This is a genomic window from Shinella sp. WSD5-1, from assembly GCF_963942435.1.
In the GTDB taxonomy this organism is placed as follows: Bacteria; Pseudomonadota; Alphaproteobacteria; order Rhizobiales; family Rhizobiaceae; genus Shinella; species Shinella yambaruensis.
Map to the genome: position 1 here is coordinate 261195 of NZ_OZ012599.1, position 23565 is coordinate 284759.

Here is a 23565-nt window from a genome sequence, read left to right on the forward strand (position 1 = left end):
TCCTCCTTTGCCTCGATGGCGCATGCCCCGTCACAGGGCGATGCGATTCCTGTCCCGGTCGAAAAGGTGCAGATGCTGCCTTTCGACCCAGAAATGGGTGGTCTCGCCCGCGGCCTTGCGCGGGTTTTCGGTCGCGATCGCGAAGAAGCGGCTGCCGTCGACGTCGAGCTCGACGATCCAGCTGCCGCCGGTGGGCACGATGTCGACGATGGTTCCCCGGCCGGCGGCGCAGCGCGCGGCCGCCGCCTCGTCGAGATCGGCAAGACGCACGGCCTCCGGCCGGATGCCGGCCGAGGCGACCGGCGTGCCGTCGATCGCGAAATGCGCCAGAAGGCGATCGACCCAGCCATGCAGCGGACCGGATTGCGCTTCGCCCCGCTCGACGATGTTGATCGGCAGGCTGCCGACGAATTCCGCGACGAAGCGGTTGGCGGGGCGCTCGTAGATGTCGTCGGGCGTGCCGACCTGCTGCAATTCGCCCTCGCTCATCACGGCGATGGTCGTCGCCAGCGTCATCGCTTCCCATTGGTCGTGGGTGACGAAGACGATGGTGGAGCCGGCTTCCGCATGGATGCGCTTCAGTTCCGCGCGCATTTCCAGCCGCAGCTTGGCGTCGAGGTTGGAAAGCGGCTCGTCGAGCAGGATGACGGACGGGTTCAGCGCCAGCATGCGGGCAAGCGCCACGCGTTGCTGCTGGCCGCCGGAAAGCTCCGCCGGGTAGCGGGCGGCATAGCGGGCGATGCCGAGTTTGGTCATCACCCGCTCGACGGTGGCGTCGCGCTCGGCGGCGGGCGTCTTGCGCAGCTTCAGGCCGAAGGCGACGTTCTCGCGGATCGTCATGTGCGGCCAGAGGGCGTAGTTCTGGAAGACGAGGCCCATATTGCGCTTTTCCGGCACGGTGAAGACGCCGTCGGCGACGGAGACGATCGGCTTGCCGTCGACGAGGATGCGCCCGCCGGTCGGGTGTTCGAGGCCGGCGATCATGCGCAGCGTCGTCGTCTTGCCGCAGCCGGAAGGGCCGAGCAGGCAGAGGAATTCCGACTTGCCGATTGCCATGCTGAGATTGCCGATGGCGGCAGGACCGCCGCGGCCATAGGTCTTGCGGATGTTTTCCAAGGTGATGCTGGACATTACTTGCTTCCCATGCCGTCTGAGAGGTTGGCCCGGCCGATCTTCTGGACGAGCATCGTGCCGGTGAAGGCGACGACGCAGAGCATCAGGACGACCGCATTGGCAGCCTGGCTGTAGCCGTAGTCGACGAGGCGGATTGCGTAGGTGGTGAGCAGGTCCGTGCCGGGAACGGCAAGGACGACGACGAGGCTGAGCCCCTTGATGCCGGAAATGAAGGGCAAGAGGATCGCCGAGACGAGGGCGCCGCGCTGGATCGGCAGCACGATGGAGCGCATGCGACGCAGCCAGCCGGCGCCGACGATCTGGCCGGCCTCTTCCGGCTCGCGGCCGAGCTGCATCATCGAGGCAATGCCGGCGCGCGAGGCGAAGGGCATCTGGTCCGCGAGGATCGCGAGCACGAGGATGACCGGCGTGCCGTAGAGCGCGGGCAGCGGCGGACGGGGAACGGCGAACATCGAGAGATAGGCGGCTGCAAAGGCGATGCCCGGCACCAGATATGGCAGGAAGGTGACCTGCCGCAGCGCAACGGAGACGAAGCGGACGGGCGAGCGCGCGACGGCATAGCCGACAAGCAGGCCGAGCACGCCGGCACCGAGGGCGGCAAGGCCCACCATCCACACCGTGTTCCACAGTGCCAGCCAGAATTCGCCGGTCAGGAGAATGCCCTGGCGCAGCGCGGTCGTGCCGAGCTCGGTGCCGATCCAGTAGTCGAGCGTGAAATTGTCGAGGCTGAAGGCGCCCGGCACGCGCATGACCGTGGTCAGCGCCAGCGCGACGAGCGGAATGCCGGCGCTGAAGATGAAGACGGCAAGCGCCCAGAGAAAGGCGGGCGTCTGCCACTTGCCGAGCGGCGTGGCGCGCACCATCGCGCCCTTTGAACCGATGGTGACGAAGCGTTTTGCTTCCTTCAGGAGGCGCATGTCGATGAGGATGGAGAAGGTGCCGAGCAGCACGATCACGCCGGCAAGCACGGCGGAGGCGCCGGCCTGGCTGGTCGAGATCGCCCGGAACAGCGAGGTCGCCAGCACGTCGAAGCCCACCGGCACGCCGAGCACATAGGCGACGCCGAAATCGCCGAGGCACTTGGCGAAGATCAACGTGGCGGCCGAAATGAGCGAGGGCAGCATCAGCGGCAGGATGATCTTGCGCGCCACGTCGAACGGGCCGGCGCCGAGGCTGCGGGCGGAATCCTCCAGCTGCGTGTCGAACTGCTTCAGCGCATTGCCGAAGAGGAGGATAACAAAGGGCGCATAGTGCAGGGCGAGGATGAGCGCGATCGGCAGGGCGCCATAGGCGAGCCAGTCCGGCGGGGTGACGCCGAAGGTCTCCATCCAGCCGGGAAGCCCGCCCGTCGTGCGGTTCTTGAAGAGGGTCAGCCAGGCGAGCGCGAAGGTCCAGGACGGCAGCATGTAGGGGACAAGCAGGGCCGTCGAGAGCCACTTCTTGCCGATGAGGTCCGTGCGGGCGAGCAGCCAGCCGATCGGGCCGCCGACGAGGAAGGCGATGGCGATTGCGCCGGCGGAGATGATCGCCGTATTGGCGAGCGGCCACCAGAAGAGGTCCCGTGCGATAGGCGAGAGGAGGACGCGGTTGAGGTAGTAGAGCGTGAACGCGCCGAGCTCCTGCCTGGTGCGCGCGGTATCGGCGAAATGCACCGTGACGGCGTCCGCGAGCAGAAGCAGGACGGGCGCGAGGATGAGATAGGCGAAGACGGCGAGCAGGGCGAGGCCGAGCAGCAACGTCGGATCCGCGCTGTTGACGCGCATCAGGTAGGAGACGCGTCTCCAGGGTGAGGCCGGCTCGGGACGCGAACGGTCCTCCGGCAAAGGGATTTGCAGGGTCATGGGCTCACTCTTGCGTGCGGGACGAAAGGGGTTCGGGCGTGTCAGTCCGGTAAGGCGCCGACCGCGGCGACGACGTCGCGGACCGCCTGCCAGGCCGTGTCGTAGCGGAGCGGCAGGAACTGTTCGTCGCCATTGAAGGCCGCCGTCATCTCCGGCGGAAAGCGGAAGGCGAAGAAACAGGCCGTCAGCTTCTTCGTCAGCGCGGGATCGAGGTCGTGGGCATGGGCGAAGGACGATGTCGGGAACAGTGGGCTCTGATAGAGGATCCGCAGGGCATTGCGCTCCACCGCGCCGCGCTCCACCAGCCGCTCGAGCACGTCGGAGGCGACGGCCGCCATGTCGTAGTCGCCGGAAAGCACGCCCATCACCGACTTGTCGTGCGCGCCGGAGAGGATCGGCCTGTAGTCCGTATCGGGAACCAGGCCTTCGACGGGAAAGAGCGCCCGGGGCGCGAGATTGCCGGAATTCGATGCCGCGGAGACATGGGCAACGCGCTTGCCCTTGAGGTCCGCAAGTGTCTGGTAGGGCGAATCCGCCCGCACGATGGCGACCAGATGATAGCCGCGCAACGCGCCGTTCTCGCCCTTGCCGGCAAAGGGCACCGCCCCCGCCTTGTTGACGGCTTCAACCGTCGGGCCGGTGGAAAAACCGGCGAAATGCAGGCGCCCGGCGCGCATCGCGCTGATTTCCGCCGCGCTCGACTGCACCGGATAATAGACGATCTGGCGGTCGAGACATTGCGACAGGTGCTGCGTGAACGGCCGGAACAATTGCGCATAGACCGCCGGATCCTCGATAGGGGCGAAGGCCCAGACGAGCGTATCGGGATTGCGCCACTTGGCCGGATCCGACGGCAGGTCCGCCACGAGGTCACCGTCGGCGTCGCAGTAAGCTTCGTCCAGGCCGGTTCCCGGCCGGCACGGATCTGCGCGGGCCGTGACGCTGCCGGCCGACAGGAAGCCGACCAGCATCATGCAGGCTGCAATGGCGCTGTAGCGTTTCATTTTATCCTCCCGAAGGGTTTTACCGTCTCGCGTTCGGCAAAGCCCTTGCTATAGGATGAGGGAATACTTCAAAGTTCCTGTCAGAGTCCTGTCAGCATCATGCGCATCCTGGTCATTGAAGATTCCATCGACATCGCCGAGGCGATCGACGCGAAGCTCTCGCGGGCCGGCCACCATGTCACGCTGGCGGAAGACGGCATATCCGGCGAGGAGCTCGCCATCCACGGCGAATTCGACGTGGTGGTGCTCGACATCAACCTGCCGGGACGCAGCGGCTTCGACGTGATGGCGCATATGCGCGGCCGCAACTCCCCGACGCCCGTGCTCGTCATAACCGCCCGCAACCAGCTGGACGACAAGATCAGCCTGCTCGACCTCGGCGCCGACGACTATATCGTCAAGCCGTTTGATATCGGCGAGCTGGAAGCGCGGCTGCGGGCCGTCACGCGGCGGCACCAGGGCCTTTCAAAGTCGCTCATCCGGGTCGGTCCGCTCGAGGTGGACATGTCCGCCCGGGCGGCGCAGATCGCCGGCCGGCCGCTCGAACTGGGGCGCCGCGAGTTCGAGGTGCTGGAGATGCTCGCGGCCCATGCCGGCAGCACGGTGAGCAAGGACCGGCTCTATGTGAAGCTCTTCGGCCATGACGACGTGGGAACGCCCAATGCCGTGGAGCTCCTGGTCTCGCGCGTCCGCAAGAAGCTGGAATCGGGCGATGTGGAAATCGTCACCCATCGCGGCGCCGGCTATGTGCTGCGCAGCAAGGCCGGCACGGTGACCTGATGGCGCGACTGTCGATCGAGCGCCGGCTGCTGATCACGACCGCCTGCCTCTTCCTGGTCATCGGCAGCGTCCTGGCGCTGACGGTGCGTGCCTATGCGCGCCGGGCCGCCGACGAGGCATTCGACCGGGTGCTGACGGCCTCGGCCCTCTCCATCGCCGATACGGTCGCCATCGAGGAGGGGGCCGTCGCCGTCGACATTCCCTATTCGGCCTTCGCCATTCTCGGCACGTCCCGCCTCAACCGGGTTTTCTACCGGATCACGGCGCCGGATGGCAGCCTGGTGACCGGCTCGCCGACGCTCGGCCTCGACATACCGGCGAGCGCGAACGAGACGCTGCACCTGCACGACGCTGTCTATCGCGGCGAACCGGTGCGTATCGCCGCCGTGCAGCGCTACCGCGCCGACACGGTCACCGGAACGGGCGGCTGGATTGGCATCCAGGTGGCCGAAACGCGGGAGGCCCGCCGGGAGTTGGCGGGGCAGCTGACGCTCAACGGCATGCTGCCGGCAGTGGCGATCGCGCTGCTTGCCTGCGGCCTCATCCTCGCCTCGGTGCGCTCGGCCTTCTCGCCGCTGCGCCTCATCGAAAGCAATCTGCGGAGCCGTCGCCCGTCCGATCTCAGCCGCATCGAGACCGAGGTGCCGGTCGAGGTCTCGGCGCTTGTTTCCGCGCTCAACGACTTCATGGACCGGCTCGGTTCGGTGCTTGACGGCGTCAAGCGCGTCACGGCGGATGCGGCCCACCAGCTGAGGACCCCGCTCGCGGCCATCCAGGCGCAGGCCGAGGTGGCGCTGGAAGAGGCCGCCGGCGAACGGGTGAAGCGGCGGCTGACGCGCATCCATCACAATGCGCGCGAGGCAGGCCTCCTGGCCAACCAGCTGCTCTCCGACGCGACGACGCTGCATCGCCTCGAAACGCAGGAGCGCGAGGCCGTCGATGTCGGGCAATCGGTGCAGGACGCGCTGCAGATGCTTCGGGCGGAGAGCGCCTATGCCGGACTGATGCAATCGCTTGCCCTTCACATGGAGGGCAGCGCCCTGCATGTCATGGCCGAACCGGTGGTCTTGCGGGAAATGGTCCGCAACATCGTCGAGAATGCCTTCATCCATGCGCCGGGACCGACGCTCGTACGGCTCTTCGAGCGGCAGGGACAGGCCGTGCTGCAGGTCATGGACCGGGGACCGGGCATACCGGACAGCGCCAAGGGCCGGGTGTTTCAGCGCTTCGTGCGCGCCGATCACCGGTCCGCCGGCTCGGGCCTCGGCCTGGCGATTGCGAAGGATGTGGCCGTCGCCTTCGGCGGCGCCATCACGGTGGCCGACCGCGAGGGCGGCGGGCTCGTCGTCGAGGTCGTCCTGCCGGTGGTCCGGGAAAGGACGGGATGATGCGGTTTCTGCCTGAATTCCTTCGGCTGCGGGGCGCCGGCGCCCTTCTCCTCCTCATGGCCTTGGTCATGCCGGGCTTTGCGGCAGCGCAGGAGCGGACGTTGCGGCTGGCGGGCGTCGTTTCCGAGGCGCGCATGGCACCGTTGATCGTCTCGCTCTCGGTGCACCTGCCCGGCACGCGGCTCGTCTATAGCCGGCTTTCCTCCGCGCAGATCGCCGCCGCCGCCCGCCGCCCGCACGACGCGCCGTTCGACATCGCCTTCCTGTCCTCGCCCGATGTCGCCGTCTCCATCGCCAATGAAGGGTATGCCATATCTGACGAGGCGGCCGGAGCGATGGCCGGCGTGCAGTGGCGCAACGAGGTCTTCGGCTTCTGGTCCGACCCTGCCGTCATCGTCGTGCGCAAGGCGGCATTCGAGAACCGCGTGCCGCGCACCCGCATCGAGCTGGTGCGCATGCTCGAGCAGAATACCGGCCGCTTCGCCCGCCGGGTCGGCGTCGTCAATGTCGGCATCGACGATGTCGGCTACCTGCTGGCCTCGCAGGATTCGATCCGGACCTCGCTCTACTGGCGGCTGATCCGGGCGCTCGGCGGGGCGAAGGCAAGGATCTACGACACGACGGACGATCTCCTGGAGGCCTTGCAGGCCGGCGATCTCGACGTTGCGTACAACGTGCCGCTCTCGGCGCTTCGTGCCGGCGGCGAGCTGCCCCAGGGCATGGAAGTCCTCGTGCCGCAGGATTACGTGCTCGCCGTGCCGTGGACGGTGCTGATGCCGAAGGGGGCGGCGAACCTGCGCGAGGCCCGTATCCTGCTGCACATGCTGCTGGCACCGGAGGGCAAGGCGGCGCTTGCCGCAGCGGGCTTCGTGCCCCCGCAGCAGCCGTCGGGTTTCGAGGGATTGCAGAAGATCGAGCTCGGGCCGGAGCTTTTGGTCTTCCGCGACATGATCAAGCGCAGCCGGTTCCTCGATGCCTGGTTCCAGATGGTCGTCGGCTGAGGGCGCGCCTTTGACATGATGGGCAACTCGTCATAGGTTTTGCCCCATTTTCCGATGCTTTGGCGGCAAGAACCCTGAAAACGACCAAGAAGACCAAGGCGCAGAAGAGCCGCAGGCCCAAGACCCTTCTGCAGAAGCTGGCGGCTACCCCCGAAAAGCTGTTTTCGGGGGCGTTTCGCCAGCAATATGCTGCCCTGTGCTTCCGCAGCGCGCCGGATGGGGCCGGGATCGAGATCCTCGTGGTGACCTCGCGTGATACCGGCCGCTGGATCATCCCGAAAGGCTGGCCGATGAAGGACAGGAAGCCCTATGAGGCGGCCGCGATCGAAGCCTTCCAGGAGGCCGGCATTCGGGGGAAGGTCCGCAAGAAGCCGGTCGGCAGCTACACCTATCTGAAACTGCTGGACGATGGCGACGTGGCGCCCTGCATCGTGGATGTTTTCCAGATCGAAGCCACCGAGCTTGCCACGAAATTCAAGGAGAAGGGCGAGCGCCAGCTTGCCTGGGTCAGTCCGGATGAGGCGGCGCGGCGCGTGCGTGAGATCGAGCTCAAGTCACTGCTGGTCGAGTTCAAGCCCCGCTGAGGCCGCCCTATCATGCTGCGGCGGGCGCGAGCCTTCGCGCAATGTCGAAGAAGGCGTTGACAAGCTTGCCGTTGGCGCGCTCGCGCAGGCAGATGAGAGCCTCGTCCATCAGCATTTCCGGTGCGTCGATGGAGATGGGCACGAGCCGGTTGTCCTGGCCGAACTCGGCCGAGGATACGAAGCCGACCCCGCCGCCGGCGGCCACGATCTCGCGGACCGCCTCGCGGCCTTCCGCTTCGATGAGCGGCGTCAGCGGCACGCCGCATTCGGCGGCCATGGCCTCCAGCTTCTGGCGGGTCTTGGAGCCGCGCTCGCGCATGACGAGGGGATGCGTCGCCAGTTCCGGGAATGTGACGGTCGCCTGGCCGGCGAGGGGGTAGTCGCGGCTGGCAAAGGCGATGATCGGCGTCGAGTTGAGCTTCAGGATCTCGAAGTCGCTGGATTGCGGCACCTCGCCGAGCACGCCGATATCCGCCTCGTAGGCGTGCAGGCTGGTGATGACCGTCTCGGTGTTGCCGGCGTCGATCGACACCTGCACGGTCGGATAGGCGCGGCGGAAGGCGGCGAGGATGTGCAGGAGGTGGTGGGCGGCGTCGGCAACGATGCGCAGCTTGCCCGCCCGCAAAGCGCGGGATTCCGACAGCAGGTCCAGCGCCTGCTGCTCGACGTCGAACATGCGCCGGGTGATTTCCAGAAGGTGCTGGCCGGCCTGGGTCAGCGTCACCTGCTTCTTGTTCCGGTTGAAGAGCAGGACGTCGTATTCCTCCTCCAGCTTGCGCACCTGGTCGGACACCGCCGGCTGGGTCAGGAACAGCGCCTCCGCCGCGCGCGAGAAGCCGCCATGGATGGCGACATTATGGAAGGCGCGAAGCTGGACATAGCGCATGCGGCGATCCCTATGAATAGATTATATCTATGCTTTCATTAATACGAACGATTTGATTTATGTAAAGCTGCAGCGGATAGTTTTCGGATTCCCATCCTCCCGCGGAGCACGCCCATGAGCCTGCCGGCCGTCGCCCTCGAACTTGCCGCCGCCACTGTCCTTCTGCTCTATGCCGTCAGCCTCGTGAAAGCAGGTGTCGAGGCGGCCTCGGGCGATCTCGTGGCACGCAGCGTCGGCGGTGGCGGCAGCCGCCCCCGCGCCGCGCTCTATGGCTGTCTCGTCGCCATCGGCCTGCAGAGCTCCACGGCGGTCGCCATGCTCGCGGCCGGCTTCGCCATCAGCGGCGCGCTGGCGCTCGATGTCGGCCTCGTCACCTGCGGTCCGATGGCGCGCCTCGTGCGGCTGCTGACGCCCGAGGCGGCGCGGGAAGGCGACCTCACCGCCCATGCCAGCGCGCTCGACCGTGCGCTGATCGACAAGCCGGCGCAGGCGCTGGCGGCCGCGGCGCGCGAGGTGCTGCACATAGGCAACCTCATCACCCGCATGCTTGAGCCGGTGATGACGGTCATCGAGGCGCCGACGCCCGAGGCTGTGAAGGCGCTCCGCTACATCGACGGCGACATCCACCGCGCCCACAGCGAGATCAAGCTCTATATCGCCGCCGTCAACCGCGGCGTGCTGACGGAGGAGCAGTCCGCACGCGGCATCGAACTCACCGAGGCGGCGATCCACCTCGAATATGCCGGCGACGTGGTGGCGAAGAGCCTGCTGCAGATGGCGGAGGAGCGCCTCGCCGGGGCGGGCGCCTTCTCGCAGGAGGGTTGGCGCGAGCTGACGCTGCTGCATGCCGCGGTGTTTTCCAATGTCCGGCTTGCCGCCAATCTGCTCGTCTCGCCGGACCCGGTCATCGCCCGCGAGATGGTGCGGCAGAAGGAGCATGTGCGCCGTCTCGTCGAGGACAGCAGCAAGAGCCATCTGGAGCGGCTGCGCCAGGGCATCGCCGCCAGCATCCAGTCCAGCGACATGCATCTGGAGATCGTGCGCGCCTTGAAGGAAGTCAATTCTCTGGTCACGACCATGGCCTATCCGCGCCTGCGCGAGACCGGCGAGCTCCTGGAAAGCCGGCTGCTCCCGGCCGTCTGAAAATTATAAATTCAGTCGATGGGTTGATACAAAAGAACGATTTTACAGATATGTGTTTCCCCCGCATTGTCACGTCCGGATAAGCCAAACGCGAGGACGGACCATGCCCAACACCGCTTCTGACAGAACCATCGCGCCGCTGGAAACGCCGCGGCTCGGCGAGCCCTATCTCCTGACGCCCGGCCCGCTGACGACGGCCTATGCGGTCAAGGAAGCCATGCTGCGGGACTGGGGCTCCTGGGACGGTGATTTCCGCGCCATGACGGCCGGCCTGCGTCGCCAGCTGCTCAAGATCGCCGGCGACACGGCGGGCGAATTCGATTGCGTGCCCATGCAGGGCAGCGGCTCGTTCTCGGTGGAGGCCATGCTCGCCAGCTTCGTGCCGAAGGACGGCAAGGTGCTGGTGCTGAGCAACGGCGCCTACGGCAAGCGCATCGCCCAGACGCTCTCCTATCTCGGCCGCGACCATGCGGTGATCGACAAGGGCGACTACATGCCGCCGCGCGGGGCCGAGGTTGCAGCGGCGCTGGATGCCGACCCCGCCATCAGCCATGTCGTCGTCGTCCATTGCGAGACCAGCTCCGGCATCCTCAATCCGCTGAAGGAAATCTCCGACACCGTTTATGCGCGCGGCCGCAAGCTGCTCGTCGATTCCATGAGCGCCTTCGGTGCGGTCCCGGCGGGCATTTCCGATTTCCGCTACGAGGCGATCGTCTCCTCGGCCAACAAATGCATCGAGGGCGTGCCGGGTTTCGGCTTCGTCATCGCCCGCAAGAGCGAGCTGGAGGCCGCCAAAGGCCGCAGCCATTCGCTGAGCCTCGATATGCATGCCCAGTGGGACTACATGAACAAGACCGGCCAATGGCGCTTCACGCCGCCGACCCATGTCGTCGCCGCCTTTCTGGAGGCACTGCGCATCCATCGCGAAGAGGGCGGCGTCGCCGCTCGCGGCGCGCGCTACGCCCGCAACCGCGACGTCATGGTGGCGGGCATGCGCGAGGCCGGCTTCGAGACGCTGCTCGCCGACGAGTGGCTATCGCCGATCATCGTCACCTTCTTCAGCCCGGCCCATCCGGCCTTCGCCTTCGACCGCTTCTACGATCTCATGAAGGACAAGGGCTTCATCATCTATCCCGGCAAGCTGACGGTGGTCGACAGTTTCCGCGTCGGCTGCATCGGCCGCATGGACGAGCATGTCATGCGCCGCGTGGTGGACGCCGCCCGCACCTCCCTTGCCGAAATGGGCGTCGACAGTGCCGCTCCGCCGGCCATCGCCCTTGAAGAACGCAGCCGCCTTGCGGCCTAACCGAGAACGGAATTTTTCGATGAACCAGATGTCCAAGATCACCGTCACCGCCAACCGCCGCACCTATCCCTGGCCGAACGTCCCGGCCATCGCCATCTGCCTCGACGGCTGCGAGCCGGCCTATCTCGACGAGGCCATCAAGGCCGGCCTGATGCCGACGCTGGCACGCATCCGCAAGACCGGCACGGAGCGCACCGCGCTCAGCGTCATCCCGAGCTTCACCAACCCGAACAACCTGTCCATCGCCACCGGCCGCCCGCCGGCGATCCACGGCATCTGCGGCAACTATCTCTACGAACCCGCGACCGGCAAGGAAGTGATGATGAACGACCCGCGGTTCCTCCGCGCGCCGACCGTCTTCAAGGCCTTCTACGATGCCGGCGCCAAGGTCGCCGTGGTGACGGCGAAGGACAAGCTGCGGGCGCTGCTCGGCCATGGCCTGAAGTTCGACGAGGGCCGCGCCGTCTGCTTCTCCTCGGAAAAGTCCGATACCACGACCAAGGCCGAAAACGGCCTCGACAACGCCTCGGCCTGGCTCGGCCGGCCGGTGCCGGAGGTCTATTCCGCCGATCTCTCGGAATTCGTCTTCGCCGCGGGTGTGAAGCTCCTCAAGGAATTCCGCCCCGACGTCATGTACCTGACCACCACCGACTATGTGCAGCACAAATATGCGCCGGGCGTGCCGGAGGCCAATTCCTTCTACGAGATGTTCGACAAGTACCTGACCGAACTCGACGCGCTCGGTGCGGCGATCGTCGTCACGGCCGACCATGGCATGAAGCCGAAGCACAAGGCGGACGGTTCGCCCGACGTCATCTACGTGCAGGACCTGCTTGACGAATGGCTCGGCAAGGATGCCGCCCGCGTCATCCTGCCGATCACCGACCCCTATGTCGTGCATCACGGCGCGCTCGGCTCCTTCGCCACCGCCTATCTGCCGGAAATGGCCGACAAGGAGGAGATCATCGAGCGGCTGAAGGCGATCGAGGGTATCGACGTCGTGCTGTCGCGGCCGGAAGCCTGTGTGCGCTTCGAGCTGCCGGACGACCGCATCGGCGACATCGTGCTCGTCTCCTCGGAGAACAAGACGCTCGGCACCAGCGAGCACCGGCATGACCTTGCCGCGCTCAACGAGCCGCTGCGCTCGCACGGCGGCCTGACGGAACAGGAAGTTCCCTTCATCGCCAACCGCACGCTGCCGGAACTGTCTTCCGCCGGTACGCTGCGCAATTTCGACGCCTTCTACTACGCGCTCGTCGCCGCCGCGCAGCCGGCGCACTGAGGAGGGAGCGATGACCAAAGTGGAAACGACATTCGCGATCCGCCACGAGCCCATGCGGATCGCCGGCAGGATGGTCGATACCGAGGGGCGGGTCGAGGTGCACTACCCCTGGAACGATGCCGTCATCGGCACCGTGCCGGCCGGCAATGCCGAGCATGCCAGAAAGGCCTTCGAGATCGCGGCCGCCTACCAGCCGAAGCTGACGCGCTACGAGCGCCAGCGCATTCTCCTGAAGGCGGCCGAACTGCTGGTCGCCCGCAAGGAGGAGATTTCCGACCTCATCACGCTGGAGCTTGGCATTTCCAAGCAGGATTCGCTCTACGAGGTGGGCCGCGCCTTCGACGTGCTGACGCTGTCCGGCCAGATGTGCATCCATGACGACGGCGAGATCTTCTCCTGCGATCTCACTCCACACGGCAAGGCGCGCAAGATCTTCACCACGCGCGAGCCTCTGACCGCCATCTCGGCGATCACGCCCTTCAACCACCCGCTCAACATGGTGGCGCACAAGGTCGCCCCGGCGATCGCGACCAACAATTGCGTCGTGCTGAAGCCGACGGAGCTGACGCCGATGACGGCGCTCGTCTTCGCCGACATCCTCTATGAAGCCGGCCTGCCGCCGGAAATGCTCTCCGTCGTCACCGGCTGGCCGGGCGATATCGGCATGGAGATGATCACCAACCCGAATTTCGACCTGATAACCTTCACCGGCAGCGTGCCCGTCGGCAAGCTGATCGCCGCGCACGCCCACTACAAGCGCCAGATCCTCGAACTCGGCGGCAACGATCCGCTGATCATCCTCAACGACCTCTCCGACGACGACCTCGCCAGGGCGGCCGACCTTGCGGTGGCCGGCGCGACGAAGAATTCCGGCCAGCGCTGCACGGCGGTCAAGCGCATCCTCTGCCAGGAGCGCGTCGCCGACCGCTTCGTGCCGCTGGTGCTGGAGCGGGCGAAGAAGCTGAAATTCGGCGATCCCATGGACCGCGCCACGGAACTCGGCACGGTGGTGCACGCCAAGGCCGCGGAGGTCTTCGAGCGCCGGGTGCACCAGGCAGCGGAAGAAGGGGCGGAGATCCTCTACGATCCCGGCCGCAAGGGCGCCCTCCTGCCGCCGATCGTCGTCGACCGCGTCTCCCATGCGAGCGAGCTCGTCATGGAGGAGACCTTTGCGCCGATCATCCCGATCGTCCGCGCGCCGGATGATGACGATGCGCTGATCGCGCTCTCCAACTCCACCGCCTTCGGCCTTTCCTCCGGCGTCTGCACCAACGATTTCCGCCGCATGCAGAAATACATCGCCGGCCTGAAGGTCGGTACGGTGAACATCTGGGAGGTGCCTGGCTACCGCATCGAGATGAGCCCCTTCGGCGGCATCAAGGATTCGGGCAACGGCTACAAGGAAGGCGTCATCGAGGCAATGAAGAGCTTTACCAACGTGAAAACCTTCTCCTTGCCGTGGTGATCTGAAGCAATCCCCTGCGGGATCACCCCTCCTGGGAGCCGCTTCGTGCGGCTCCCTTTTTTGTTGCCTGTTTTTCTCGCGGAGCGTGATGATTCCGGCGGCTACGGGTTCTGAATTGCCTGTTCAAACGGCAGTTTTCCTATAATTTTTATCTTCCAAACGATAAGAATAATAAATTTTACTTACCAAAAACCCCTGCCAGAATGCCTCTGGAAGCCGATCATATGAAGGGTGACATCTAGATCGCCCGCCGCGCTTCCCGGATTTTTCCAGGCCTTCAGAGGAGATTTTCAATCATGAACAGACGCATGCTTTTTATGCTTGCCGGCGCGGTTTCCGCCGTGCTTCCGACCATTGCCTTCGCTGAAACCCAGCTCACTGTCTATACCGCCGTCGAGGCCGTCGACCTCGACCGCTACAAGGCGACCTTCGAGAAGGCCCACCCCGACATCAAGATCAACTGGGTGCGCGATTCCACCGGCGTGATGACCGCCAAGCTGCTCGCCGAAAAGGACAATCCGCAGGCAGACGTCGTCTGGGGCCTTGCCGCCACCTCGCTGCTTCTTCTCAAGACGGAGGGCATGCTGGAAAGCTACGCGCCGAAGGGCGTCGAAGCACTCGACAAGAAATTCGTCGACAAGGACAATCCGCCGAGCTGGGTCGGCATGGACGCCTATGTCGCCGCGCTCTGCTACAACACGGTGGAAGGCGAAAAGCTCGGCCTGACGGCGCCGGCGAGCTGGGAGGATCTCACCAAGCCGGAATACAAGGGCCATATCGTGATGCCGAACCCGGCGTCGTCGGGCACAGGCTTCCTCGACGTCTCCGGCTGGATGCAGATGTGGGGCGAGGAGAAGGCCTGGGACTTCATGGACAAGCTCAACGAGAACATCTCCGCCTATACCCATTCCGGCTCGAAACCCTGCAAGATGGCGGGCGCCGGCGAAGCGGTGATCGGCGTCTCCTTCGAGTTCCCCGGCGCCAAGGCCAAGAGCGCCGGCGCGCCGATCGACATCATCTTCCCCTCGGAAGGCTCCGGCTGGGAAGCCGAGGCGACGGCGATCATCGCCGGCACGGCGAACCTCGAGGCCGCCAAGACGCTGGTCGACTGGTCGATCACCAAGGAAGCCAACGAGATGTACAACGTCGGCTACGCGGTGGTTGCCTATCCGGGCGTCGCCAAGGAGGTCGAGCACCTGCCGTCGGACATCGCCTCCAGGATGATCGACAACGACTTCGAATGGGCGGCCAACAACCGTACCACCATTCTGAAGGAATGGCAGAAGCGCTACGACGCCAAGTCGGAGCCGAAGAGCTGATCTGATCGGCCGGGCGGGGCGCCTTTTTGCGCTCCGCCCATCGCATTCTCCTGAAATCCCTGAAGCCAGCGGAGCTTGCCGATGAGACATGCCCTGTCGATCGAACCGACGCCCACGAGCCTTCCCCGCGCCGCCGATCCCGCGGCCCCCTATCTGGAGATCACCGATCTGTGGAAGGCGTACGGCGATTTCGTCGCGCTGCGCGATATTTCGCTCAGCATTGCCAGGGGCGAGTTCATCTGTTTCCTTGGCCCTTCCGGTTGCGGCAAGACGACTCTTCTCAGGGCGATCGCCGGCCTTGACCTGCAGTCGCAGGGCACCATCCTGCAAGGCGGCCGCAATATCTCCACCCTGCCGGCCTCCAGCCGCGACTACGGCATCGTCTTCCAGTCCTACGCGCTCTTCCCGAACCTCACCATCGAGCAGAACATCGCCTTCGGCCTGGAGAATACCGGCCGGTCCAAGGCGGCGGTGGCCTCCCGCGTGTCCGAACTTCTGGAAACGGTCGGCCTTTCGGCTCATGGCAAGAAGTATCCCGCCCAGCTTTCCGGCGGCCAGCAGCAGCGCATCGCGCTCGCCCGCGCCATCGCCATCTCGCCGGGCCTGCTCCTGCTCGACGAGCCGCTCTCGGCGCTCGACGCCAAGGTGCGCGTGCACCTGCGCCACGAGATCAAGGCGTTGCAGCGCAAGCTCGGCGTCACCACCATCATGGTGACGCACGACCAGGAAGAGGCGCTTGCCATGGCCGACCGCATCGTCGTGATGAACCATGGCGTCATCGAGCAGGTCGGCTCGCCCACGGAGATCTACCGCTATCCCGAAACGCTGTTCGTCGCCGATTTCATCGGCGAGACCAACCAGTTCCCGGCGAAGGTCGTCCGGGGCGGCGAGGTCGAGATCGGCCATTCGGCCTTCTGTTGCGCGACGGACGGTTTTGCGGCCGGGCAAGCCGCAACCGCCGTCGTGCGCCCGGTCGACATCATCCCGCACGGTGCGCATGCCCATGCCGTCAACGCCATCGACCGGCCCGCGACGCCGCAAAACCTCATCGACGCCGAGGTGCGGGAAATGGAGTTCCTCGGCATGTTCTGGCGCACGCGCCTGACCGCGCCACGGCTCGGCGAGCGCACGCTCGTCGCCGATTTCTCCGTCAATGCCGTGCGCCGGCTCAGCATCGAGACGGGGGGAGTCATCCAGGTGGAAATCCCGCGCGAGCGCCTGCTGCTCTATCCGAGGAGCGCCTGAGGATGGCCATCGCCCTTGAGACAGCCCACCCGCCGCTCGCCGGCAAGCACCTGCGCCAGCAGACCTCCCGCGACGACCGCATCAAGCTCGGCTTCATGGCCGTCATCGGCCTTTATCTCGTCATCGCGCTCGGCGCGCCGCTCTTCGTCATGCTGTCGAAGTCGCTGTCGACCTACCGGTTCGACCTTACGGCCTACGAGTTCCAGGTCAGTGACGGGACGGGCGCGAACTGGGGGCCGGTCGTCACGGCCGACGCGCTCAACCGGCAGGCCGGCGCCATCGCGAAGGCGGACCTGTCCACCAATTCCGACGGCCGGCTTGCGGCGACAAAATTCTTTCCGGAATTCAGCTTCCGCAGCCCCGTGAACTACCGCATCCGCGGCGTGGACGAGGACGCGGCCTTTCTCGTCGGTTCGACGCTGGAGAAGGGGACGGCGTGGCGTGAATACGATTCCGGCACGTTCCGCCGTGTCGTGTTGCGCCCGGCGCGCACCATCGGCCTTGAGAACTTTTCGACTTATTTTTCCACGCCGGCGCTCGCCCAGTCGATCTACAATTCGGTGCTGATGGCGGCGATCAGCACGGTCGTCACCGTTTCCATCGCCTTTGCGCTCGCCTATGGGCTGACGCGCAGCTGCATGCCGCTGAAAGGCCTCTTCCGCGGCATCCTGACGATCCCGATCCTCGTGCCCTCGCTGCTTCCCGGCATCGCGCTCGTCTATCTCTTCGGCAACCAGGGGGTCTTCAAGGACTGGTTGCTCGGCTACTCCATCTATGGGCCGATCGGCATCGTTATCGGCTCGGTGTTCTTCACCCTGCCGCATGCCTTCCTGATCATCCTGACGGCGCTGTCCGTCGCCGATGCGCGGCACTACGAGGCCGCCGCCTCGCTGAAGGCGGGCAAGTGGCGTACCTTCCGGACGGTCACGGTGCCCGGCGCGCGCTATGGCATCGTCTCGGCCGCCTTTGTCGTCTTCACGCTGGTCATCACCGACTTCGGTCTGCCCAAGGTGATCGGCGGGCAGTACGGCATGCTCGCCGTCGATATCTACAAGCAGGTCATCGGCCAGCAGAATTTCGAGATGGGGGCGGTCGTCTCCGTCATCCTGCTCGTGCCGGCCGTGCTCGCCTTTGCCGTCGACCGGCGCATGCAGAAGCGGCAGGTGGCACTGCTCTCCGCCCGGGCCGTGCCCTATGCGCCGAAGCCGAACGTGCGCGTGGACGCACCGTGCTTTGCCTTCGCCTGCCTCGTCAGCCTGTTCATCCTCGGCATGATCGCCATGTGCCAGGTCGCGGCGGTGGTGAAGTTCTGGCCCTATGACCTGACGCTGACGACGAAGAACTTCGCCTTCGACCTGATGGACGGCGGCGGCTGGGCGGCCTATGGCAACTCCATCCGGCTCGCCTTGCTGACGGCGCTGTTCGGCTCGCTTGTCGTCTTCGCCGGCGCCTATATGGTCGAGAAGGCGGATGGCTTTCGGTTCGGCCGCGGCCTCTTCCACTTCCTGGCGATGATGCCCATGGCCGTGCCGGGCATGGTTCTCGGCCTTGCCTATATCTTCTTCTTCAACAACCCGGCCAACCCGCTCAACCCGATCTACGGCACGATGACGATCCTCGTCGTCTGCACCGTGACGCATTTCTACACGGTCGCGCACCTGACCGCGCTCACGGCCCTCAAGCAGATGGATCCGGAATTCGAATCCGTCGCCGCCTCGCTGAAGCAGCCCTTCCACCGGCTGTTCTTCCAGGTCACGGTGCCGGTTTGCCTGCCGGCAATCCTCAACATCGCCATCTATCTCTTCGTCAATGCGATGACGACGGTCTCCGCCGTGGTCTTCCTCTATGCCACGGACACCAAGCTCGCCTCGGTCGCCGTGCTCAACATGGACGATGCCGGCGACATCGCTCCGGCGGCGGCGATGGGCATGATGATCTTTTACACCAATGTCGCCGCCAAGCTGATCCATGCGCTGATCGCCCGGGGATTGCTGGCGCGCACACAGGCCTGGCGATAGGCCTCATGCCGGGCGGCAGCGCCGCCCGGCATCTTCTCCTCAGGCGACATGCCGCTCGCGTTCCATCTCCTGAGCATTGCCCCTGCCGCCCGCACGGCGCCGCGCGGTTTCCGCCAGGCGCGTCTGCTGCGGCGTGCAGCCGTAACGCTCCCGGTATGTTCGGGAAAAGTGCGAGGCGGTGGAGAAGCCGCAGGCCATGGCGATCTCGATGATGGGCTGGGACGCGGTCAGGAGCAGGAGATGCGCGCGCTCCAACCGCAGATCCAGATAGTAGCGCGCGTGCGTGCGCCCCATCTCCCGCCGGAACAGGCGCTCCATCTGCCGGCGGGAAAGCCCGCTGGCGGGCGAGAGGGCCGTGAGCCTCAGCGGCTCGGACAGGTTCGCCTCCATCTGCTCGATGACCCGGATCAGGAAGGCATTGTCGGTGCCGAGGCGGGCCTGAAGCGGCAGGCGCTGGCGCTCGCCGGTCTCGCGCAACCGCTCGCGAAGCGCGATCTCGCAGATGCGATTGACGGTGTCCGTGCCGAGATCCACCTCGATGAGGCGCAGGAACAGGTCGAATGGCGCGTTGCCACCCGCGCAGGTATAGAGGCTGCCGTCGATCTCGAAGGCGGTCTGGCGCGCCCTTGCGGTGAAGAACCGCTCGGAAAAATCCGGAAAATGCTCCCAGTGTACTGCGCAGCGGCGCCCGTCCGTGAGGCCGGCGCGCGCAAGGGGATAAAGGCCGCTGGCAAAGCTGCCGAGGGCCAGGCGGTTGCGGCCGCACAGCCGTAGCAGGCCTCCAGTGCCCGGTCGGGCGGCGGTGCCATGCGCCCGCCGCAAACGACGACGCACCGGGGCGGCGCCACCCGCAACAGTCGGTCCCGCTCCTCGGCGAGCGACCTGTCGGCCGCGATGCGCATGCCGCAGGACGAAACGGCCGGCTGCCCATCCGCCGTGACGGCAAGCCAATCGTAGACCGGCCGGCCGGCCACGTCATTGGCGAGCCGCAGCGCCTCGACGGCCGCGGAAAATCCATGCAGCGCAAAGCCGTCGAGCAGATAGAAGGTGAAGAAGCGGCCGCCCGTGCATGCCTGTTGCATTGTCTCCTCCTGAGCGTGAAGGGTCGGCAAGAATGCAAGATGAGGAAAAAGATTACATAATGCAACATAAATGGACGTTATCGCGGGTCTTTCTGATGTGTCGAACGCAAGAACACCGCTTGGGCAATGGGAAAAGCCCGTCTGGATCGGGCTTTTCCCGTCCGGCTTGTCAAAACGACAAAAATGATCGCAGATAGCGGCATGTCTGACTCTCAAAGCACGCGAGCCTTGGCTCCTCGTCGCCACGGTGAAATCCTGCGCCGCCTTGCGGCGGATGGGACGGTGAGCATCACGGAGCTCGCCGATTTCTTCGACGTGTCGCGGCAGACGATCCGGCGGGACCTGAAGCTGCTTGCCGATCGCGGCCAGCTCGATCTCGTTCATGGCGGGGCGACCCTGTTCGAGCCGACCGAGGCCGCCTTCACGGAGCGGCGGGAGGAAAATGCCGATGCCAAGGCGGCGATCGGCCGCGTGGCGGCCGGCCTGGTGCGCGATGGCATGGTGGTCTTCCTCGATTCCGGTACGACGACGCTGGCCGTCGCGCAGGCGCTTTCCGAGCGGAAGAACCTGACAATCTGCACGACGTCGCTGTCCATCGCGCTGCTCATGTGCCGCCAGCCGCTGGTGCGCGTGCATATGCTCGGCGGCGAGATCGACCCGGACGAGGAGGCGGCCGTCGGCATCGATGCGCTGGAGGGGATCGGCCATTTCCGCGTCGACGTCGCCTTCCTGGGCGGCGGCGGCCTGTCGCCCGACGGCGAGGTGACCGACTTCACCCGCAACGGTGCCGAGCAGCGCTCCCGCATGGTGGCGACGGCGGGCAAGGCCTATTTCGTGCTCGACAGCTCCAAGTTCGGCCGGCTGACGCCGCTGCGTATTCCACGCTTCGAGATGGCAGCAGGGGTGATCGCGGACCGCCGCCCGCCGGAGGCGATCTGCGAGGCACTGGAGCGCAGGGGGCCGGCATTGCTGATTCCCGCGTGATGAAATGTAATCTTTTGTAATATTTTGTCTTGTTCTTTCTCGGTGATTTGGTACCTTTCGGCCTTCCATCACTTCGGGAGGTCGTTTCATGGCGCAGGCATTTCCAACCCAGGCGCAGGTTGTCATCATCGGCGGCGGCATCATCGGCTGCTCGCTCGCCTATCACCTGACCAAGCTCGGCTGGCGGGACGTGGTTCTCCTGGAGCAGGGCCAGCTGAGCGGCGGCACCACCTGGCACGCCGCCGGCCTCGTCGGCCAGCTGCGCAGCCACGCCAACATGACGAGCCTCATCAAATATTCGACGCAGCTCTACAGCGAGCTGGAGGCCGAGACCGGACTTGCCACGGGCTGGAAGAATTGCGGTTCGCTTTCCGTCGCGCGCACGGCGGATCGCATGACCGTGCTGAAGCGCACCGCCGCCTCCGCCCGTGCGCAGGGTGTCGCCATCGACGTGATCTCGCCGAAGGAGGCGCAGGATCTCTGGCCGGTCATGGCGATCGACGACCTCGTCGGCGCCGTCTGGCTGCCGGGAGACGGCAAGGCCAATCCGACGGATCTCACGCAATCGCTCGCCAAGGGCGCGCGCAGCCGTGGCGCGCGCATTTTCGAACGCGTCCGGGTCACCGGCATCGCTACGGCGAAAGGCGCTGTCACCGGCGTGGAGACGGATCGCGGGCCGATCGCTGCCGAAATCGTCGTCAACTGCGCCGGTCAATGGGCGCGCAAGGTCGGGAAGATGTGCGGCGTCGCCGTGCCGCTCCATTCGGCCGAGCACATGTATATCGTCACCGGCCGCATCGAGGGCGTGCATCCCGACCTGCCGGTGATGCGCGATCCCGACGGTTACATCTATTTCAAGGAAGAGGTCGGCGGGCTCGTCATGGGCGGTTTCGAGCCGGAGGCCAAACCCTGGGGCATGGCCGGTATTCCGGACGATTTCGAATTCGCCCTGCTGCCCGACGACTGGGACCAGTTCGAGATCCTCATGCAGAGTGCGCTGCAGCGCGTGCCGCAGCTGGCAACCTCGGAGGTCAGGACGTTCTACAACGGCCCGGAAAGTTTCACGCCGGACAACAATTTCATCCTCGGCGAAGCGCCGGAGCTGAAGAACTTCTATGTCGGCGCCGGTTTCAACTCCATGGGCATCGCCAGTGCCGGCGGGGCGGGGCGGGCGCTGGCCGAATGGATCGTCAACGGCGCGCCGACCATGGACCTTTGGCCCGTCGACATCCGCCGTTTCGCAGGCTTCAACAACAATCCGCGCTGGCTGCACGACCGTGTCAAGGAAACGCTCGGCCTGCACTACGCCATGCCCTGGCCGAACCGGGAGCTGGACACCGCGCGGCCCTTCCGCCGCTCGCCGCTCTATGACCGGCTGGCCGCGAAAGGGGCCTGCTTCGGCTCGAAAATGGGCTGGGAGCGTGCGAACTGGTTTGCCGCGGAGGGCGAGCGGCCGGTCACGGAATATGCCTTCGGCCGGCAGAACTGGCATGCGGCGGTGAAGCGCGAGATGAAGGCGACGCGCGAGGCGGCCGGCATCTTCGACCAGACCTCCTTCGCCAAGCTGCTCGTGCAGGGACGGGATGCCGCCGCAGCGCTGAACCGCATCTGTGCAGCGGAGGTCGATGTGGAAATCGGCCGCTCCGTCTATACCGGCCTGCTGAACGAGCGCGGCGGCTATGAGAGCGACTTGACGGTCATGCGTCTTGCGGCCGACCGTTTCCTTCTCGTCACCGGTTCGGCGCAGGCGGTCCATGACGCGGACTGGATTCGCAAGAACATCCCCGTGGACGCTCATGTGAGCCTCACCGATGTCACGTCGGCCTATGCCGTGCTGGCGCTGATGGGCCCGAAATCGCGCGATATCCTCGCCCGCCTCACCTCCGCCGACCTTTCCGGCGAAGGCTTTCCCTTCGCCACGATCCGCGAGATCGACATCGGTTACGCCACCGCCTATGCCAACCGCATGACCTATGTCGGCGAGCTCGGCTGGGAATTGATCGTGCCGACGGAATTTGCCGTTGGTGTCTACGAGGCGCTGCAGGAGGCCGGACGTGATCTCGGGCTGGTCGATTGCGGCTACTATGCGCTGGAAGCGCTCCGGCTGGAAAAGGGATACCGCGCCTGGAGCCGCGAACTGACGCCGGACATCAACCCCTACGAGGCGGGCCTTGCCTTTGCGGTCTGCCTCGACAAGGCAGGCGGCTTCATCGGGAGGGAGGCGCTGGTCGCGGCAAAGGCCAGGCGCACGCCGTCGAAGCGCATCGTGCAGTTCACCGTCGATGACCCGCTGCCCATGCTCTGGGGCGGCGAGCTCATTCTTCGGGACGGCAAGCCCGTCGGGGAGGCCCGGTCGGCGGCCTATGGCCACACGCTCGGCCGCTCCGTCGCTCTCGGCCTCATCGAGAACCCTTCGGGCGTCGACAAGGCCTTCCTGGAGACCGGGCGCTTCGAGATAGACCTTGCGGGCGAGCGGTTCCCGCTGACGCCCTGCCTCGCGCCGGCCTACGATCCGAAGGCGCTGCGCGTGAAGGCGTAGGGGCGTATATCCCGATACCGGTAAGGAGAACGCCGCCCCGGAGCCGGGGCGGCGGATTGCGGGCGGGCAAGCGGCCGCCTGTCAGCCGTGCGCCGGCTTCCAGTCCGCCGGAGGAATGCAGTTTATCATCCACGGGACGCCGAACTTGTCGACCACGGAGCCGAAACCCGGCGACCAGAAGGTCTCGCCGAATGGCATGACGGCCTTGCCGCCTTCGGCGAGCTGGTCGAACCAGCGTTGTGCCTCGGCCTTGTCCGTGGTGTGCAGCGTGACGTCGAAGCCGTTCTTGGGCTTGTCGATGTTGGGCGCCCATCCGACATCCATGTCGGCGCCCATCAGTGCCTGGTCGCCGACGTCCAGCCAACAGTGCATCAGCCAGTCCTTGTACTTCGCATCGCTGATCGGCATGTCCGGCGGGCCTTCGCCATAGGGCATGGCGGCGGTGATCTTGCCGCCCAGAACCTTGGCGTAGAATTCGAATGCCTCGCGGCACTGTCCCTGGAAACTCAGGCTGGTCACGATCTTCATGCTTCATTCCTCCTCGTGGTTGTCGTTTTGTCCGCG

Annotated in this window: 19 protein-coding genes; 13 read left to right on the top strand and 6 right to left on the bottom strand. The window is 65.7% G+C overall.

The window, feature by feature from the left end:
• Positions 1 to 30: 30 nt before the first annotated feature.
• From AABQ55_RS29945 to phnD, 3 genes are read right to left on the bottom strand one after another with little or no spacing between them, the layout of a single operon-like run.
• On the bottom strand, positions 31 to 1131 hold the full coding sequence (locus AABQ55_RS29945) for an ABC transporter ATP-binding protein (protein WP_272808688.1): 1101 nt from the start codon (positions 1129 to 1131) through the stop codon (positions 31 to 33).
• Positions 1131 to 2975, bottom strand: coding sequence for an ABC transporter permease (locus AABQ55_RS29950; RefSeq protein WP_443021251.1), 1845 nt, complete (start codon positions 2973 to 2975; stop codon positions 1131 to 1133). The genes AABQ55_RS29945 and AABQ55_RS29950 overlap by 1 nt, the downstream gene beginning before the upstream one ends.
• Before the next feature lie 41 nt (positions 2976 to 3016).
• Positions 3017 to 3979, bottom strand: a complete 963-nt coding sequence (phnD, locus tag AABQ55_RS29955; protein ID WP_272808689.1) for a phosphate/phosphite/phosphonate ABC transporter substrate-binding protein — start codon at positions 3977 to 3979, stop codon at positions 3017 to 3019.
• A 99-nt stretch (positions 3980 to 4078) separates the two neighbouring features.
• Here phnD and AABQ55_RS29960 point away from each other — a divergent pair, with 99 nt between their 5' ends.
• The 4 genes from AABQ55_RS29960 (at position 4079) to AABQ55_RS29975 (ending at position 7732) form a co-directional block, all read left to right on the top strand.
• Positions 4079 to 4759 (top strand): response regulator transcription factor, encoded by a 681-nt coding sequence (locus AABQ55_RS29960; RefSeq protein WP_244768731.1) that lies wholly within the window; start codon positions 4079 to 4081, stop codon positions 4757 to 4759.
• A complete protein-coding gene (locus AABQ55_RS29965; protein ID WP_244768732.1) occupies positions 4759 to 6147 on the top strand; it encodes a sensor histidine kinase in 1389 nt (462 codons plus the stop codon). Before AABQ55_RS29960 ends, AABQ55_RS29965 begins: the two co-directional genes overlap by 1 nt.
• Positions 6144 to 7148, top strand: coding sequence for an ABC transporter substrate-binding protein (locus AABQ55_RS29970; protein ID WP_272808690.1), 1005 nt, complete (start codon positions 6144 to 6146; stop codon positions 7146 to 7148). Before AABQ55_RS29965 ends, AABQ55_RS29970 begins: the two co-directional genes overlap by 4 nt.
• A gap of 74 nt (positions 7149 to 7222) precedes the next feature.
• Entirely contained in the window at positions 7223 to 7732 is a 510-nt protein-coding gene (locus AABQ55_RS29975) for an NUDIX hydrolase (protein WP_244768854.1), read from the top strand.
• 10 nt (positions 7733 to 7742) lie between these two features.
• Here AABQ55_RS29975 and AABQ55_RS29980 read toward each other — a convergent pair whose 3' ends face one another.
• A complete protein-coding gene (locus tag AABQ55_RS29980) occupies positions 7743 to 8618 on the bottom strand; it encodes a LysR substrate-binding domain-containing protein (RefSeq protein ID WP_272808691.1) in 876 nt (291 codons plus the stop codon).
• Positions 8619 to 8732: 114 nt separating this feature from the next.
• Here AABQ55_RS29980 and AABQ55_RS29985 point away from each other — a divergent pair, with 114 nt between their 5' ends.
• The 7 genes from AABQ55_RS29985 to AABQ55_RS30015 all read left to right on the top strand — a co-directional run bounded on the left by AABQ55_RS29985 (position 8733) and on the right by AABQ55_RS30015 (position 18396).
• Complete coding sequence (locus AABQ55_RS29985) at positions 8733 to 9761, top strand: hypothetical protein (protein WP_272808692.1); 1029 nt, start codon at positions 8733 to 8735, stop codon at positions 9759 to 9761.
• A 103-nt stretch (positions 9762 to 9864) separates the two neighbouring features.
• Entirely contained in the window at positions 9865 to 11067 is a 1203-nt protein-coding gene (locus tag AABQ55_RS29990; RefSeq protein WP_272808693.1) for a 2-aminoethylphosphonate--pyruvate transaminase, read from the top strand.
• Positions 11068 to 11086: 19 nt separating this feature from the next.
• The gene (gene phnA, locus AABQ55_RS29995) at positions 11087 to 12349 is read left to right on the top strand and encodes a phosphonoacetate hydrolase (RefSeq protein ID WP_272808694.1); all 1263 of its coding nucleotides are present in this window, start codon (positions 11087 to 11089) and stop codon (positions 12347 to 12349) included.
• 10 nt (positions 12350 to 12359) lie between these two features.
• A complete protein-coding gene (gene phnY, locus AABQ55_RS30000) occupies positions 12360 to 13814 on the top strand; it encodes a phosphonoacetaldehyde dehydrogenase (RefSeq protein ID WP_272808695.1) in 1455 nt (484 codons plus the stop codon).
• A gap of 296 nt (positions 13815 to 14110) precedes the next feature.
• Positions 14111 to 15133: a putative 2-aminoethylphosphonate ABC transporter substrate-binding protein gene (locus AABQ55_RS30005; protein WP_272808696.1), complete on the top strand. Its 1023-nt coding sequence runs from the start codon at positions 14111 to 14113 to the stop codon at positions 15131 to 15133.
• An 81-nt stretch (positions 15134 to 15214) separates the two neighbouring features.
• The gene (locus tag AABQ55_RS30010; protein ID WP_272808697.1) at positions 15215 to 16378 is read left to right on the top strand and encodes a putative 2-aminoethylphosphonate ABC transporter ATP-binding protein; all 1164 of its coding nucleotides are present in this window, start codon (positions 15215 to 15217) and stop codon (positions 16376 to 16378) included.
• A 2-nt stretch (positions 16379 to 16380) separates the two neighbouring features.
• Complete coding sequence (locus AABQ55_RS30015; protein WP_272808698.1) at positions 16381 to 18396, top strand: putative 2-aminoethylphosphonate ABC transporter permease subunit; 2016 nt, start codon at positions 16381 to 16383, stop codon at positions 18394 to 18396.
• Between the two features lie 39 nt (positions 18397 to 18435).
• Here AABQ55_RS30015 and AABQ55_RS30020 read toward each other — a convergent pair whose 3' ends face one another.
• Positions 18436 to 19230, bottom strand: coding sequence for a GlxA family transcriptional regulator (locus tag AABQ55_RS30020; RefSeq protein ID WP_272808699.1), 795 nt, complete (start codon positions 19228 to 19230; stop codon positions 18436 to 18438).
• A gap of 449 nt (positions 19231 to 19679) precedes the next feature.
• On the opposite strand from AABQ55_RS30020, the gene AABQ55_RS30025 reads away from it, so the two are divergent.
• A complete protein-coding gene (locus tag AABQ55_RS30025; RefSeq protein ID WP_244768743.1) occupies positions 19680 to 20462 on the top strand; it encodes a DeoR/GlpR family DNA-binding transcription regulator in 783 nt (260 codons plus the stop codon).
• Positions 20463 to 20550: 88 nt separating this feature from the next.
• A complete protein-coding gene (locus AABQ55_RS30030) occupies positions 20551 to 23001 on the top strand; it encodes a GcvT family protein (protein ID WP_272808700.1) in 2451 nt (816 codons plus the stop codon).
• Between the two features lie 81 nt (positions 23002 to 23082).
• On the opposite strand, the gene AABQ55_RS30035 is transcribed toward AABQ55_RS30030, so the two are convergent.
• Positions 23083 to 23529, bottom strand: a complete 447-nt coding sequence (locus AABQ55_RS30035) for a VOC family protein (RefSeq protein ID WP_272808701.1) — start codon at positions 23527 to 23529, stop codon at positions 23083 to 23085.
• Between the last annotated feature and the right edge of the window lie 36 nt (positions 23530 to 23565).